At 67.4% G+C, this 14396-nt stretch carries 12 protein-coding genes; 5 read left to right on the top strand and 7 right to left on the bottom strand.

All coding sequences use genetic code 11. From position 1 onward, the window contains the following. Positions 1-158: 158 nt before the first annotated feature. On the top strand, positions 159-680 hold the full coding sequence (locus AAN986_RS10500) for a right-handed parallel beta-helix repeat-containing protein (protein WP_349335632.1): 522 nt from the start codon (positions 159-161) through the stop codon (positions 678-680). Between the two features lie 29 nt (positions 681-709). Here AAN986_RS10500 and AAN986_RS10495 read toward each other — a convergent pair whose 3' ends face one another. Together AAN986_RS10495 and hrpA are read right to left on the bottom strand one after the other, a co-directional pair. Beyond that, positions 710-1360: a cysteine hydrolase family protein gene (locus AAN986_RS10495; protein ID WP_267178923.1), complete on the bottom strand. Its 651-nt coding sequence runs from the start codon at positions 1358-1360 to the stop codon at positions 710-712. Positions 1361-1626: 266 nt separating this feature from the next. After that, a complete protein-coding gene (hrpA, locus tag AAN986_RS10490) occupies positions 1627-5706 on the bottom strand; it encodes an ATP-dependent RNA helicase HrpA (RefSeq protein ID WP_349335631.1) in 4080 nt (1359 codons plus the stop codon). 214 nt (positions 5707-5920) lie between these two features. Between hrpA and AAN986_RS10485 the strand changes: the two genes are divergently transcribed. Continuing rightward, the gene (locus AAN986_RS10485) at positions 5921-7087 is read left to right on the top strand and encodes a metallophosphoesterase (RefSeq protein WP_047219872.1); all 1167 of its coding nucleotides are present in this window, start codon (positions 5921-5923) and stop codon (positions 7085-7087) included. A gap of 3 nt (positions 7088-7090) precedes the next feature. Here the strand turns inward: AAN986_RS10485 and AAN986_RS10480 are convergent, their stop codons facing one another. Beyond that, positions 7091-7822, bottom strand: coding sequence for an ABC transporter substrate-binding protein (locus AAN986_RS10480; RefSeq protein WP_016453259.1), 732 nt, complete (start codon positions 7820-7822; stop codon positions 7091-7093). Positions 7823-8101: 279 nt separating this feature from the next. Between AAN986_RS10480 and AAN986_RS10475 the strand changes: the two genes are divergently transcribed. Beyond that, positions 8102-8809 carry a hypothetical protein gene (locus AAN986_RS10475; RefSeq protein ID WP_016448230.1) on the top strand — a complete coding sequence of 236 codons (708 nt, stop codon included), beginning with the start codon at positions 8102-8104 and terminating at the stop codon, positions 8807-8809. Continuing rightward, entirely contained in the window at positions 8757-9503 is a 747-nt protein-coding gene (locus AAN986_RS10470; protein WP_349335630.1) for a Fic family protein, read from the top strand. The genes AAN986_RS10475 and AAN986_RS10470 overlap by 53 nt, the downstream gene beginning before the upstream one ends. A 27-nt stretch (positions 9504-9530) precedes the next feature. On the opposite strand, the gene AAN986_RS10465 is transcribed toward AAN986_RS10470, so the two are convergent. From AAN986_RS10465 to AAN986_RS10455, 3 genes are all read right to left on the bottom strand, one after another. Beyond that, positions 9531-10676: an ATP-binding protein gene (locus AAN986_RS10465; RefSeq protein WP_047219870.1), complete on the bottom strand. Its 1146-nt coding sequence runs from the start codon at positions 10674-10676 to the stop codon at positions 9531-9533. Between the two features lie 35 nt (positions 10677-10711). Then, positions 10712-11566: an RNA ligase family protein gene (locus tag AAN986_RS10460; RefSeq protein ID WP_047219871.1), complete on the bottom strand. Its 855-nt coding sequence runs from the start codon at positions 11564-11566 to the stop codon at positions 10712-10714. Positions 11567-11977: 411 nt separating this feature from the next. After that, entirely contained in the window at positions 11978-12835 is an 858-nt protein-coding gene (locus tag AAN986_RS10455; protein WP_026062589.1) for a LysR family transcriptional regulator, read from the bottom strand. Between the two features lie 115 nt (positions 12836-12950). On the opposite strand from AAN986_RS10455, the gene AAN986_RS10450 reads away from it, so the two are divergent. Next, positions 12951-13334, top strand: a complete 384-nt coding sequence (locus tag AAN986_RS10450; RefSeq protein ID WP_012206360.1) for a tautomerase family protein — start codon at positions 12951-12953, stop codon at positions 13332-13334. Between the two features lie 50 nt (positions 13335-13384). Here the strand turns inward: AAN986_RS10450 and AAN986_RS10445 are convergent, their stop codons facing one another. After that, complete coding sequence (locus AAN986_RS10445) at positions 13385-14269, bottom strand: LysR family transcriptional regulator (RefSeq protein ID WP_016448236.1); 885 nt, start codon at positions 14267-14269, stop codon at positions 13385-13387. Between the last annotated feature and the right edge of the window lie 127 nt (positions 14270-14396).

The following is a 14396-nucleotide window of genomic DNA, read 5'->3' as shown; positions in this document are numbered from 1 at the left end:
CGGGATCGCCTTTTGAAGATACTCGTGGCATTGGAACTAAGGGGATTGAATTATGCTGTCTAAAGGTTCATAATGGAAAGATTGAAACACCTGGAAGATTGGGAATAAGCGTAGAAATGGCTTCTGGAGATTCAAATATTAGAAAAAGAATAGAAATGATGAAGGAAGATATTTCAATAATTATTAAAACAAATTGGAATGGCGAGAACCAGAACTTCAACGAAATCCCCTGGGACTACTCTCCACCCACCTTCTACACAGCAGAAAACCTCCAAATCAAATCCGGCGGCCGCGCCATCATCATGGCGGGCTCCGACAACGTGGTGCGCAACAACACCATCGAGGTCGATGGCCGCACCGCCGTCTACCTGTATGGCCCGCGCTCGCTGGTGGAGGGCAATACCTTCATCGTGCATATGGACCCGCGCGACAAGGCCCCGCTGCCCGCCATCCTCAAGCTGCGCGATGCCGATGGTTCCATCATCCGCAACAACCGCTTCATCGTGAAGCGCAGCGGGCTGTTCAGGAAGAAGGAAGAGGAACCCCAGGCCGGCATCAACCTGCTGGAGTCCAAAGGCGTTGTGATCGAAGGCAATGTGTTCGAGCAGATCGCCGTGCCGGTGCGCAAGGATGCGGCCAGCACCACGAGGGAGTACGGCAACGCCGTGGATTCTCGCTAGGAGACGATGCGCGGGTCCTGCCTGCAGGCTCAGCGCAGGGGCAGCTGCACCACATGCGCGGTGGGCAGCACATCGCCGAACACATCCTCGATCTCGGCCAGCGCGGCACGGTGCAGGCTGTCGGCGTCCACGGATTCGCCGTTGCTGCGCGTGATGGCACGTGTGGCCACGGCGTCGCTGGCCACGACGACCTCGAAGCCCAGCGGCGCGGCATCGCGTGCGGCGCCGGCCACGCAGGCGTGGGTCATGAGGCCGCAGATGACCACGGTGGTGATGCCACGCGCGCGCAACTGGTCGGCCAGGTCGGTGCCGACGAAGGCACTGACGCTGCGCTTTTGCACCACGGTGTCGCCCGCGCGCGGCTGCAGGCCGGGGTGGAACTGGACGGTGCTGCCATTGACGGCGAACACGGGCGCACCTTCAGGGGCAATGTGCTGGATGTGGAACACGGCAACCTGCCCGGCATCGGCCCATTGCAGCAGGCGCCGGGCCTGCTCCAGGACCTGCGGGCCGCGCGGGATGGGCAGGCGGCCGCTGAAGTACTCGTTCTGGAAGTCGATGACCAGCAGCGCCGTGGCACCCCGTGGCAACTGGCTGCGCCCCGGCGCGCCGGACAGGGCGCGGAGGGTGGGATGGCTGGTGGATTGGGTGGCCTGGCTGGCCTGTTCTGCGAGGGACATGCAGTGCTCCTGAAAACGGGAAGTGGTTGATGCCTGCAGTCTAGAAACGCACAGGGCCCACCACAACGCCATGGAGCGGCCAGCATCTGTGCAGGTTCTGCACAGATCGCCCGTGCTTTGAAAAATGCCCCATCTCTGTGATGGCGCATACGGCCTTGGGCCTTGCATCGCTCCAACCGGCCGCGTGCCGGTGAAGGTGGCGATGCCGCATTGAAACATGGCCTGCGGCCCTCCCGCTCAAGAAAGGGCCGCAGGCGGGCACGGCGCTAGTTCTGCAGCTGCTGCCAGACCTTGTCCAGCCGCTTGATGCTGACCGGGTACGGCGTGCGCAGCTCCTGGGCGAAGAAGCTCACGCGCAGCTCCTCCAGCATCCAGCGGTACTCCTGCATGCGCGCATCGATGTGGCCCTTGCGCTCGGCCACCAGTCGCCAGTAGCGCTGCTCCAGCGGGCGCAGCTCGGCCAGGCGGCTGGCGTCGCGCGCAGGGTCGGCGCGGTACTTGTCCAGCCGGCTGGTGATGGCCTTGAGGTAGCGCGCATAGTGCTGCAGCTGGGTCCAGGGCGCGGCCGCGATGAAGTTCTTGGGCACCAGGCGCTGCAGTTGCTGGGCGGCGTCGGCCGTGGCGTCAGGCGCGTTCTTGGTGTCCTTGATCTTGCGCTGCGCCGCCGCGTACTCGACCAGGATGGTGGAGGCCATGCGCGCCACCTCGTTGGCGATCAGCGTCAGCCGGCCGCGTCCGTCCTGCACGCGCTGCTTGAACTGCGCGTCGTTGGTGGGCAGCGGCTCCTGCAGGAAGGCGCGGTCTATGGCCACGTCGATGATCTGCTCGCGCAGTTCCTCCTGCGTGCCCAGCGGCATGTAGGCAACGGCCATCTTCTGCAGGTCTGGAATGTTCTTTTCCAGGTACTTGAGCGCGTCGCGGATCTGCAGCGCGAACAGGCGGCGCAGGCCCACGCGGTGGCGTGCGGCCGCAACCTCGGGCTCGTCGAAGACCTCGATGCCGACGGCATCGCCGTGGTCGATCAGTGCTGGAAAGCCGATCAGCGTCTGCCCGCCCCGGCCGATCTCCATCAGCTCGGGCAGCTCGCCAAAGCTCCATTCCTTGTAGCGGCTGTCGGCGGGCTGGCTGGGCTTGGCATTCCTGGCAGGCGTGGCCTGGTCGGGCTTTTCCGCCTTGGCAGCAGGCGCAGGCTTCCTGCCGGTTTCGGGCGCGGTGGCAGCGTTGGCAGCGGGTGCAGGGGCCTCCGTGACCGACGCCACCTTCAACGCGGCCAGCGCCTGGAAGGCGCCGCGCGCCTTGGCGCCCAGTTCGGCCTTGAGCGCGCCCAGGTTGCGGCCCTGGCCCAGCTGGCGTCCATGCTCGTCCGTGATGCGGAAGTTCATGAACAGGTGCGGGCTGAGCATGTCCAGCTTGAAGTCGGCGCGCTTGACGTCCAGCGAGGTCTCGTCGCGCACCTGCTTGAGCAGGGCATCGATCAGCGATCCCTGGCCCCAGCGCTCGGGCGTGGTGAAGAGTTCGGCCAGGCGCTGGGCGCTTTCGGGCAGGGGCACGAAGCGGCTGCGCGGGCGCTGCGGCAGGCTCTTGAGCAGGGCCTGGAGCTTGTCCTTGAGCATGCCGGGCACCAGCCATTCCACGCGCTCGTCGCTGACCTGGTTGAGCACGAACAGCGGCACGGTGACGGTGATGCCGTCGCGCGCGTCGCCGGGGCTGTGCAGGTAGCTGGCCGTGCAGTCCACGCCGCCGAGCTTGACCACCTTGGGAAAGGCCTGGGTGGTGATGCCGGCCGCCTCGTGGCGCATCAGCTCGTCGCGCGACAGGCGCAGCAGGTCGGCGTTTTCCTTGGCCGCCTCGCGGAACCAATGGTCGAAGGTGGCGCCGCTGAACACGTCCTTGGGGATCTGCTGGTCGTAGAAGGCGTAGATCAGCTCGTCATCGACCAGCACGTCCTGGCGGCGGCTCTTGTGCTCCAGCTCCTCGACCTTGCGCACCAGCTTGAGGTTGGCGGGCAGGAAGTGCCAGCGCGTATCCCACTGCCCCTCCACCAGGGCCTGGCGGATGAAGATCTCGCGCGCGGACTGCGGATCGATGCGGCCATAGCTCATGCGGCGGCCGTTGTAGACCACCAGGCCGTAGAGCGTGGCGCGCTCCAGCGCCACCACATCGGCCTGGTTCTTGGACCAGTGCGGATCGAGCAGCTGCTTCTTGAGCAGGTGGGCGCCGACTTCCTCCAGCCACTGCGGATCGATGGCGGCGATGCCCCGGCCGTACAGGCGCGAGGTTTCCACCAGCTCGGCCGCAACGATCCAGCGCCCCGGCTTCTTGGACAGGTGGGCGCCCGGGTGCGGATGGAAGCGGATGCCGCGCGCGCCCAGGTAGGCGTCGCTTTCATCGCCCTTGTAGCCCAGGTTGCCCAGCAGGCCGGACAGCATGGACAGGTGCACGGCGTCGTAGCCCGCGGGCTCGGTGTTGACCTTCCACTTGTGCTCGTTGACCACGGTCAGCAGCTGCGAGTGGATGTCGCGCCATTCGCGCACGCGGCGGATGTTGATGAAGTTCTGGCGCAGCAGCTGCTCCCACTGGCGGTTGCTGAGCTTGTGCGAGGGCTCGTCATCCGTGCCGGGACCGGTGTCCTGCGGATGGAAGGCCGCCAACGCCTCGGCCGCCGGGGCGGCCACGCTCTGCCCGCCGCTGCGCTGGGCCACGGGCAGGAAGGCGGCATTGCGCGCCGACGGCTTGGCAGCCGGCGCCTGGGCCGTGGCCATTTCCTTGCGGCTCTTGGCCACCACCTTGCCGCCGCGCGCATCCTGCAGCCATTTCCACAGGCGCAGGTAGCCGCTGAATTCGCTTTTCTCGTCGTCGAACTTGGCGTGCTGCTGGTCGGCCTGCTGCTGGGCCTCCAGCGGCCGGTCGCGCACGTCCTGCACGGACAGGGCGGAGGCGATGACCAGCACCTCGGCCACGGCGCCGCGCGTGCGCGCCTCCAGGATCATGCGGCCCACGCGCGGGTCCAGCGGCAGGCGCGACAGCTCGCGGCCCATGGGCAGCAGCTCGCCGCGCTCGTCCACGGCGCCCAGCTCGCCCAGCAGCTGGTAGCCGTCGGCAATGGCACGGCCCGAGGGCGCTTCGAGGAAGGGAAAGTTCACCACGTCGCCCAGGCCCAGCGACTTCATGCGCAGGATGACGCCGGCCAGCGAGGAGCGCAGGATTTCAGGGTCGGTGAAGCGCGCGCGCGTGCCGAAGTCGGCCTCGTCGTACAGGCGGATGCAGATACCGTTGGCCACTCGGCCGCAACGGCCCGCGCGCTGGTTGGCCGCTGCCTGGCTGATGGGCTCGACCAGCAGCTGCTCGACCTTGCTGCGGAAGGAATAGCGCTTGACGCGCGCCGTGCCCGCATCGATCACATAGCGGATGCCGGGCACGGTCAGCGAGGTCTCGGCCACGTTGGTGGCCAGCACGATGCGCCGGCCCGTGTGGCTGTCGAAGATGCGGTCCTGCTCGGCCTGCGACAGGCGCGAGAACAACGGTAGCACCTCGGCATGGCGCAGCACGGGCTGCTGTGCCAGATGCTTGCGCAGGTGGTCGGCCGCCTCGCGGATCTCGCGCTCGCCGGGCAGGAACACCAGGATGTCGCCGCTGACGCCGCCGGACCACAGCTCGTCCACGCCTTCGGCAATGGCATCGTTGAGGTCGTGGTCGCGCTTTTCCTCGAAGGGGCGCCAGCGCATCTCCACGGGGTAGGTGCGGCCCGAGACCATGATCACCGGCGCAGGCCCCTTGGGGCCTTCGAAGTGCCTGGAGAACCGCTCGGCATCGATGGTGGCCGATGTCACCACCACCTTGAGGTCGGGGCGCCGGGGCAGGATCTGCTTGATGTAGCCCAGCAGGAAGTCGATGTTGAGGCTGCGCTCGTGGGCCTCGTCGATGATGAGGGTGTCGTAGGCCTTGAGCAGCGGATCGGTCTGCGTCTCGGCCAGCAGGATGCCGTCCGTCATCAGCTTGACCGAGGCGTCCTTGGACAGCCGGTCCTGGAAGCGCACCTTGTAGCCCACCACATCGCCCAGCGGCGTGTTCAGCTCCTCGGCAATGCGCTTGGCCACCGAGCTGGCGGCAATGCGGCGCGGCTGCGTGTGGCCGATCAGGTGGCCGCGCACCTGGCCCTTGTCGTCGGGCGTGGCGTTGACCTTGCCCCGGCCCAGCGCCAGCGCGATCTTGGGCAGCTGCGTGGTCTTGCCCGAGCCCGTCTCGCCGCACACGATGATGACCTGGTGCCGGTCCATGGCCTCCATGATTTCCTCACGGCGGGCGGATACGGGCAGGGATTCAGGGAAGCTGATCTTCAAAGGCATAAGGGGCTGGATTATCCCCGCGCCATGCCGGCGGCGCCACGCGGCTGCAGATTTCCATACGCCTGCCCTGTGCCGCCCGCATGAAAACCCCCGCATGCCAGGGCCTTCGCCAAGTCAGGCCAGCGGCATGCAAGGCATTGCGCACAATCGGCGCTCGCCTTGCCGCCCGCTCCCGGCGCTGGCCGCCTCACCCGCCTTCCTCGATCTGCTCCCCATGGTTACTCTTGCCGCCCTCGTCATCCCGCTATTGGCCCTGTGGCTGTGGTGGCCCGTCCGCCTGATGCCGCGCCGCGCACGCCTGATGGCGGCCGTGGCCACGGCGGCCCTGGGCTGCACGCCCGCCCTGCTGCTGGTGCTGCTGCGCGAGGGCACGGTCGAGTACCGCACGCTGGCCTATCTGCAGGTGCCGGGCGGCTGGGTGCTGGCCCTGCTGCTGATGCTGGCCGTCTTCATCGTGCTGCGCGACGGCCTCTGGGCGCTGGCCGCCGTGGCCCGGCGCGAGGACTGGAAGCAGCGCCTGCACGCCCCGCTGCTCACGGCCGGCGCCCTGGCCCTGGCGGGCCTGCTGTCGGCCTGGGGCGTGACCAATGCGCTGCGCCCGCCCGAGGTGCACGAGCGCACGCTGCGCCTGCCCGGCCTGCCCGCCGGCCTGGAAGGCCTGCGCGTGGCCGTGCTGGCCGACATCCACGCCAGCCCCATCAACGACGCACGCTATGTGCAGACCATCGTGGACCGCACGCTGGGGGCGCGCCCCGACCTCATCGTGCTGCCCGGCGACATGGTGGACGGCGACGTGGACAGCGGCCGCGCCAACATCGTGCCGCTGGCGCAGCTCAAGGCACGCCACGGCGTCTGGGCGGCGCCCGGCAACCATGAGTACTACAGCGGCTACGACGCCTGGATGGCCGAATTCCGCCGCCTGGGCTTGAACCTGCTGGAAAACCGCATGCAGCTGATCGATGTGCAGGGCGCGCGCCTGGCGCTGTCGGGCATCGGCGATCCGGCCTATGGCCGCCTGTCGCGCCAGAACACCGACCCGTCCGTGCCCGAAGGCGTGCCGCCCGACATCGACACCGTGGCCCGCCAGGCCAAAGAGGCCGGTGCGCAATACCACCTGCTGCTGGCCCACCAGCCCAAGACCGCCCGCGACAATGCGGCCCACGGCGTGGGCCTGCAGCTGTCGGGCCATACGCACGGCGGCCTGATCCTGGGCATGGACCAATGGCTGGTGGCGCCCGCCAATGACGGCTTTGTGCGCGGCGAGTACGAGGTCGGCGCCATGAAGCTCTTCGTCAGCGCCGGCGCAGGCCTGTGGGCCGGCTTTGCCGTGCGCCTGGGCGTGCCGGCCAGCATCGACCTGCTGGTGCTGCGCGGGGCCTGACCTTCAGGCCGCAGGCGCAACCGCTGCGCCCTGGATGCCGTGGCGCTGCAGTGCCTCGGCCACAAAGCCCGAGGCCTTGGCCTCTTCCACAAAGGCCGCCAGCACGCGCAGGGCCTCATCGCCCCGCCCCTTGGGCAGGCCCATGGCCTGCTGGATCACCATGAAGCGGCCTGGCAGCAGGCGCAGGCCGGGCAGGCGGGCGGCATCGGCCTCCAATTGCTGCTTGACGCCGGCGGCCACGTCGGCCGTCGATTCCACAAAGGTCTGCACCACGGCGGGCGAAGACACGGCGCGCTCTATCTGCGCATGCTTGAGCTCGCGGCTCAGGTACAGGTCATAGGCGCTGCCCTTGCCGACCACGACCGTGTGCCCGGCCCGGTCCACCTGGGCGTTGTCGGTCAGCGGCGAATCCTGGCGCACCAGGTAGCTGCCCTCGATCAGCACATAGGGTGCCGTGAAGCCGATGCCCGCGCCACGCACGGGGTCCACGGCAAAGAAGCCGAAGTCGGCCTCCTCGCGCGTGACGGCATCCACCGACTTGGCGGCCGTGTCGAAGACCACCAGTTCCAGCTCCAACCCCAGCTGCTGCGCAAAGCGCCGGGCCAGGTCGATGGACACGCCCGCAGGCCGGCCGTCGGCATCCAGCCGCGCAAGAATGGGATTGCCGGTGTTGATGGAGGCGCGGATGCGGCCAAGCGGCGCGAGGGTGGACAGCAGCTGGGAGGAATGGTTCATGGATGGCTTTCGAAGTGGCAGACAGAAGGGGCGGCGGTCTTCAAACCTTCATTGTCTGCGCACACGGCCGGTGCAAGGTCCGGGTGTCATCTCACCAGCGAGCATGGCTTGCCGGTATTGGGTCTTGGATTGCCATTGCGTCCAGCACTGGAATTGGGGTTGGACTTCATCGCAATCCCTGCTGGTCAAGCGGCATGAAATCCGCACACAACCCATTGTTATAAAAGGAAAAAACAACACCTTAAAATCAGACCATGTAGAGATCGTCTGAGGCAGAGAATGAACCTGGACAGCAAACTTCAGATATCGCTGAGCAAGCGCTCCGGCAACATCGTGCTCCGGCGTGATCTGAGCAGATTGGCAAGCGCTTCCCACCTCAGCGAGGCCTTGCATGACTTGGTCTCGGACGGCCGCCTGATCCGCCTGGGCGCCGGCATCTATGCCAAGGCAAGGCCCGACGCCAGCGGCGATCCGCAGTTGCTCGCCCCCAGCGATGAGCTGGTCAGGGAGGTGCTGGACAGACTGGGAATCAGGTTTCGCAGCGTGGATCTGGTCAACGAGGCGGGTCAGGCCACGCTGCTGATCGATGCAGGCAGCCAGCGCATCTCACGCAGGCTGAATCTGGGCGATGTCGCCGTGCGCTATGTCCGCAATCCCTCGGCACCTGATGAACCCGGCGAAACCTTGCCCGCAGACGTGAACGCCCTGCCCACCAAAGGTGTACGCCAGTTTGTCGAGCGGCTGGCCCGCACGCACCACATCCAACACCAGCGTACCGGACTGGACGACTATGCACAGGCAGTCACACGCGCTGCAGGAGATGAAGTGGAGCTCGACAGCACGGGCAAGCTGCTCGTGGCCTTGAAGAAAAAACATGTCATCAATGGCCGGCAGCTTGCCAGGCTGATGACCAATCACATGAGGGAGGTGCAGGATGTTCGATCCGTTCGGGGACTTCGAAAGCGCGGGCTACCTGCGCAACATTGAAGGACTGAAAGACGCCCGTGAGGTCAAGATCCAGGAACACCTCTTTTTCGAGGCCAACCTGGAAGAAGCACTTGCCTTTCTGGCAAGCATCCGGGGCCGGATTGGCTACCGCGATTTTTTGCGCGTTCACGCCATCCTGTTTTCCGACTTCTACCCCTGGGCCGGCCAGGACAGGCGTGCGCTGGGCGTGGGCCGGCTCGTCGGCAGGGGTGCAGGCCTGCAATTCGAAGTGTCAGAGCTGTGCCAGCGCGCCGTCGAATGGGGCCTGGACATGGGCAACGATGCAGGCACCCTGCGCGACAAACCTGGTGCTGTCATGGGCGCGTTTGCCTGGGGTCATCCCTTTCTCGACGGAAATGGACGCAGCATGCTGCTGATCCATGCCGAGCTGTGCCACCGCGCGGGCTTTGCCATCGACTGGCTGGCCTCCAACAAGGAGGCTTATCTGAAGGCACTGACCCAGGAGATCCAGAACCCGCAAGGCAGACACCTCGATGCCTATCTGCGCCCCTTGATCACCTCTGCCAACACGCAGACCACCTTGCTTGATCATCTTCGGGCATTGCCAGGGCTGAAGGGTCCGGGCGATGACGTGCATCGCCCGGACATGAACGTGGCATACCGGGCCGGAGACCAGGAAGCAGCCCAGTCCTATCTGGAGATGAAGCGCGCACGCGGCGAGCATGCCGCTTGACAGCGGTACAGCAACCCTCCCCCTCCCCTACCCCTCATTGACCAGCAACGACAGGGCATGCGCCTCGGTAGGCAAAGGCACATCCCAGCGCTGCAGCAGGCCGAGCAGGGCCGCGTTGGTCAGTGTGGTGTCGCGCGCGCGGTTGCGGGCCAGCAGGGTTGGGCGGCTGGCTTCCAGGTGCACGAGCTCCACGCGGGCGCCGTAGGCCAGGCACAGGTCCACGGTCTTGCCGCGCATCTGGCGCGACAGGTGGGTGGCGTTCCAGACGAAGGGCTGGCCCGCGCGCAGCAGGGCCTTGGCCTTGTCCACGGCGTGGTGGGCGGCCGCGCCCTCGTTCTGGCCGTGGCGCAGGCCCAGCTGCGTACGCGCATCGTCGAAGGAGACCACGGGCAGGTCGCCATGGTGGGCGGCCACCCAGGTGTTCTTGCCGCTGGCCGGCAGGCCGCACATGACGATGGCGCGCGAGCCGGCCTGCGCGTGCAGCGCATAGTCGGGATGCAGCTGCGCGCCGCGGAAGTAGCGCACCGCCGTCTCGTCCGAGGCAAAGCGGCGCGGCGTGCGCAGGCAGCCCTCTTCCAGCGCGAACTCGCGCACCAGCTCGATGTTGACCAGCACGGACGCAATGTCCGGGCAGATGCGCCCGCGCATGTCGGCCCGCGCCAGCAGGGTGAGCAGGTGCAGGTCCACCTGCCAGGACAGCTCGCGCACGATGAACTCGGGCGAGAGGCCGCGCCGCGAATCGGCAAAGGCGAAGAACGGCACCTGGTGCACGGCGATCAGCCGGCAGATGGCCTCGCGCTGGTCCACGGGCGCGCCGGCTTCCCAGAGCATGAGCCGCGCATCCAGCGCACCCCGGCGCGAATGGCCGGGCTGGCCGATGCGGCCGTCCTCGCCCACCACGGTGGTCGAGCACTTGGCCACGTCGTGCAGCAGCGCGGCCAGGAAGACCGTCTCGCACTCGGTGGCGGTGAGTGCCGCATGGTCGGGATCGGCCAGCAGCTCGCGCACCACCATCTGCGTGTGCGTCCAGACATCGCCTTCGGCGTGGTAGACCGGGTCCTGCGGCGTGGTTTTGGCCTGCTCCAGCTGGGGGAAGGCGGCCAGGCAGGCGGCGAAGTCGGGGTCGGCGCCGGGCTGCGGCACCAGGGACTGGATCTGTTTCCAGTTCGTCATGGAAATCTCCTTGCGATGGGTCTGCGCTGCAGGCCTCACCAGCTTTTTGAAATATCGGCCGCAAAGATGTCTGCGCCTTCGCGCAGCCCGTTGGGGACGATGGGCCGCTCGCTGTGGTGCGAGCCCGAGTCGAGGATGACCTGCACGAAGTCCGGCCGCACGAACTTGTAGCGCGCCACGGTCTGGCCGTCCTCCTCCACCTTGAGGTACAGGCCTTCGGCCAGCTCGGAGCCGTCGGTCTGCCGCCAGCACAGCGGCAGGTCCAGCTTCTGGCGGGCCACCACCTGCTCGAAGGCCTGGCGCCAGCGCGCGCTGCGGCCCAGCGAAGGGGCCAGCAGCGCCAGCAGGTCCTGCATGCGCCGGGGCGCCGCCCCGCTGTAGAGCACGGGCACCGAGACCACGGGCACGCCGGCCAGCAGGGCATGGCGGCGCGGCGTGTCCAGGAAGCACTGCGCCGAGCGGTCCCAGATGTCGAACTCGCAGAACCAGTGCGGCAGCGCGTCGTAGAACAGCGAGTGCTTGGCATACATCCACTCGCCGAACACCTGGTAGCGGTCGTCCAGCAGGGACAGCAGCGCGCCCTCATGGGCCTGGGCCCATTGCTTGAAGAGGTTGAACTGGCGCTCGCGCCCGCCGGGCCGCTCGCTGTCCAGGTAGTGGCCGCGCGACTGCAGCAGCAGCTGGCCGTCGCCGGCAAAGCTCAGCGCGGCGTTGGCGCCGTCGAGTTTTTCCTCGACGACGATGTGCCGGCCGGCCAGCCGCTCATAGGGCACGGCGTCGTCCTGGTCGCCGGCCTGCAGGCGCGAGCCGCGCAGGTGCGGCGTACGGGGGTATTTGAGGATCTCGACGCTCGCAAGAAAGTGAGCGCCTTGGGCAATGGATGGGGTCATGTCGTGCTTTCCGAAAACGATGCAGCACCCCACGGCGACATGCCGTGGAGCGGGAAAAGCCGACGACGACGCCAGGCGCCGCAATGCAGGGGATGCAGCGACAGCGCGGCCTGGCCCGTGGTGGCCGGGCCGGCAGGCTGTCGAAGGGGAAGATGGCAGGACTGTCGGGGCCGTCCGCAAAAAGGACGGTCAGCCGCAAGCCCTCAAAAGGCCACGCACCGCAGCGCACACGCAAAAGACATCCGGGGCAAGGCCAGGATCAGCGTGTGACGAAGTCGTTCAGCAGGAAGCTGTGCGGCGGGGCATGGTGCACCTCGAAAGGGTGAGGGTGGATGGGAGGGGTGCGAGTCTATCGCCCGTTGCCCCGCAGGCACAAGCGGCTGCGCGCCATGCCGGGCCGATTGTTGGCTGCTAGCCACGCACGGCGGACTTGAAGGCGGCGCCCAGCGCATCCAGCGCCGCGCGCGGCCGGCCTTCGCGCACGCGGGTGTGCAGCAGCACGGGCAGGCGCGGCAGCGTGGGCAGGCCCAGGCGCGGGCCCACGTCCACGGCGCCCAGGGCCAGCATGCGCGGCGCCAGCGCGGCCACGCCCAGCCCCGCCATGACGGCGGCCGAGACAGCGGCCACGCCGCCGCCCACGAACACCTCGGTCCACGGCATGCGCGCCGAATCCAGCAGCTGCCCGGCCATGGCGCGCACGCCGCAGGGCTCGGCCAGCGTGGCCAGCGGCAGGGGCTCGCCCGCGCGGTGCTGCCAGCCGGGCGCGGCAAACCAGCCGAAGGGCTCCTCGGCCAGCAGCTCGCCGTCGTCACGCCCGGCATGCGTGCGAACGATCACCGTGTCGTACTCGCGCCGGTCAAACCCCTGCAGCAGCGGGCCGGACGATGCGATGCGGATGTCGATCAGCAGCTGCGGGTCCTGCGCATTCATGCGGGCGATCAGGGCCGGCAGCTCGGGCCCGGCCACGTGGTCGCTGATGCCGATGGTCAGCCGCTGGCGCGTGCTGACGGCCAGCGCCAGTGCGCGCTCATGGGCCTGCAGCAGTTCGCGCGCATGGGGCAGGAAGTCGGCACCCAGCGCCGACAGCTGCACGTGGCGCGGCGTGCGCTCGACCAGCCTGCAGCCCAGCCGCTGCTCCAGCCGCTTGAGCTTGAGGCTGACGGCAGCCTGCGTGGTCTGCATGGCTTCGGCCGCGCGCGTGAAGCTGCCCAGGTCCGCGATGTGCACGAAGCCTTGCACGGCATCCAGGTCCAGAGGTCGTTGAATCATTTCAATCCATTATTACTGATATCAGCAGTCATGGCTTTTCGAAATATCTGGCACGACCTACCTTCGAGGCTCCCACAACGCAAAGCAACTCAACGCAACGCAAAGGAGCCACACCATGCCCATGACCCGGATCAACATGCGCGCCGGCAAGTCCCCCGCCTACCGCCAAGCCATCTGCGACAGCCTATACCGCGCCATGCGCGAGACCTTCAACGTGCCGGAGGACGACCAGTTCATGACCATCACCGAGCATGACGGCGACAACTTCCGCTACAGCGCCTCCTACCTGGGCGTAGCGCGCAGCGACGATCTGGTGCTGGTGCAGCTCACGGTCAGCAACACCCGCAGCCTGGAGCAGAAAAAGGCGCTGTTCAGCCGCATCGCCGAGCTGCTGGTCGAAAGCCCCGGCCTGCGGCCCGAGGACGTGTTCGTCAACCTGGTCGAGGTGGACAAGGAGAACTGGTCCATGGGCCACGGGCTCGCGCAATACGCAACTTAAGACACGCGGATCGGCGCAACACCCACAGCGGCGCGCTCAGGCCGGCACACTCAGTCCGGCACAGCCAGCGCCGCCACGAATTGCTGGCCCACGGCGGTAATGATCTCGGCGCGCGCCGCCGTGCGCAGCTGCACCAGGGCGATCTGCCGGCTCTCGGCGGTCTGGGCAAGGGGCAGCACGCGCAGGCGCGGGTCGCCCTCCCAGCCATGCCGCGCCAGATTGGGCAGCATGGCCACGCCCATGCCGTCGCGCACCAGCTCCACGATGGTCTCGATGGAGTTGAGCTCCAGGAACTCCTGGGGCTTGGCGCGCAGGCGGCGCAGCGTGCGCTCCACCAGCTCGCCCGTGTGCTCAGTGCGGTCGAAGCGGATGAAGGGATAGCGCTCCACCATGTCGGCGGGCGCCGCGGGCCGGGCGGCGCGCGGCGCCAGCAGCACCATAGGCTCGGCATACAGCGGTGTCCAGACCAGCGAGGGGCGCTTGATGGCCGGGTTGTAGACCACCACGGCCGCATCCAGCTCATGGTTCTCCACCTGGGCGATCAGCCGGTTGGACTTGCCCGAGACCACATGCAGGTCCACCGCCGGATGGTGGCGCTTGAGCTCCAGCGTGGCGCGCACCAGCTGGCTCAGCGCCGAGACGATGGAGCCGAACTGCACGGTGCCGGCCAGCGGTGCGTCGGCCCGCGTGCCGTGCTTGGCCTGCTCGTACAGCGCCACCAGCTGGGTGGCAATGGGCACCAGCGCCCGGCCCTGCTCGTTGAGCGTGACCAGCTTGCCCTGGCGCGCGAACAGCTTGCGCTTGAGGTCGTTTTCCAGCGTGCGCATCTGCAGCCCCACGGCCACCTGGGTCAGCGCCACGCGTTGGCCTGCCGCGGTGAAGGAGCCCTCGGCCGCCACGGCCAGAAAAGTGCGAAGAATGCGCAGGCTTGGCATAAAAGTTTTACTTTCAAGATTCGTAAGAAATTCCAGCTTTCACCAAACAGTTTCTATCATCAAAATCGCTGGCAACCGATAGCCGATCGTCCTGATCGCACCCTCCCACTTCCCGGATTTCTGGAGA

Source organism: Delftia sp. DS1230, assembly GCF_040112715.1.
Classification (GTDB): Bacteria; Pseudomonadota; Gammaproteobacteria; order Burkholderiales; family Burkholderiaceae_C; genus Comamonas; species Comamonas tsuruhatensis.
Note: the sequence above shows the minus strand (reverse complement) of the source record. Positions and strands in the feature narration are given on the sequence as shown.

What these genes read in the sequence shown, in the direction of transcription:
- AAN986_RS10500 (WP_349335632.1), top strand. Translation starts at nt 159, where the DNA reads ATGAAGGAAGATATTTCAATAATTATTAAAACAAATTGGAATGGCGAG.
- AAN986_RS10495 (WP_267178923.1), bottom strand. Translation starts at nt 1,360, where the DNA reads ATGTCCCTCGCAGAACAGGCCAGCCAGGCCACCCAATCCACCAGCCAT.
- hrpA (WP_349335631.1), bottom strand. Translation starts at nt 5,706, where the DNA reads ATGCCTTTGAAGATCAGCTTCCCTGAATCCCTGCCCGTATCCGCCCGC.
- AAN986_RS10485 (WP_047219872.1), top strand. Translation starts at nt 5,921, where the DNA reads ATGGTTACTCTTGCCGCCCTCGTCATCCCGCTATTGGCCCTGTGGCTG.
- AAN986_RS10480 (WP_016453259.1), bottom strand. Translation starts at nt 7,822, where the DNA reads ATGAACCATTCCTCCCAGCTGCTGTCCACCCTCGCGCCGCTTGGCCGC.
- AAN986_RS10475 (WP_016448230.1), top strand. Translation starts at nt 8,102, where the DNA reads ATGAACCTGGACAGCAAACTTCAGATATCGCTGAGCAAGCGCTCCGGC.
- AAN986_RS10470 (WP_349335630.1), top strand. Translation starts at nt 8,757, where the DNA reads ATGTTCGATCCGTTCGGGGACTTCGAAAGCGCGGGCTACCTGCGCAAC.
- AAN986_RS10465 (WP_047219870.1), bottom strand. Translation starts at nt 10,676, where the DNA reads ATGACGAACTGGAAACAGATCCAGTCCCTGGTGCCGCAGCCCGGCGCC.
- AAN986_RS10460 (WP_047219871.1), bottom strand. Translation starts at nt 11,566, where the DNA reads ATGACCCCATCCATTGCCCAAGGCGCTCACTTTCTTGCGAGCGTCGAG.
- AAN986_RS10455 (WP_026062589.1), bottom strand. Translation starts at nt 12,835, where the DNA reads ATGATTCAACGACCTCTGGACCTGGATGCCGTGCAAGGCTTCGTGCAC.
- AAN986_RS10450 (WP_012206360.1), top strand. Translation starts at nt 12,951, where the DNA reads ATGCCCATGACCCGGATCAACATGCGCGCCGGCAAGTCCCCCGCCTAC.
- AAN986_RS10445 (WP_016448236.1), bottom strand. Translation starts at nt 14,269, where the DNA reads ATGCCAAGCCTGCGCATTCTTCGCACTTTTCTGGCCGTGGCGGCCGAG.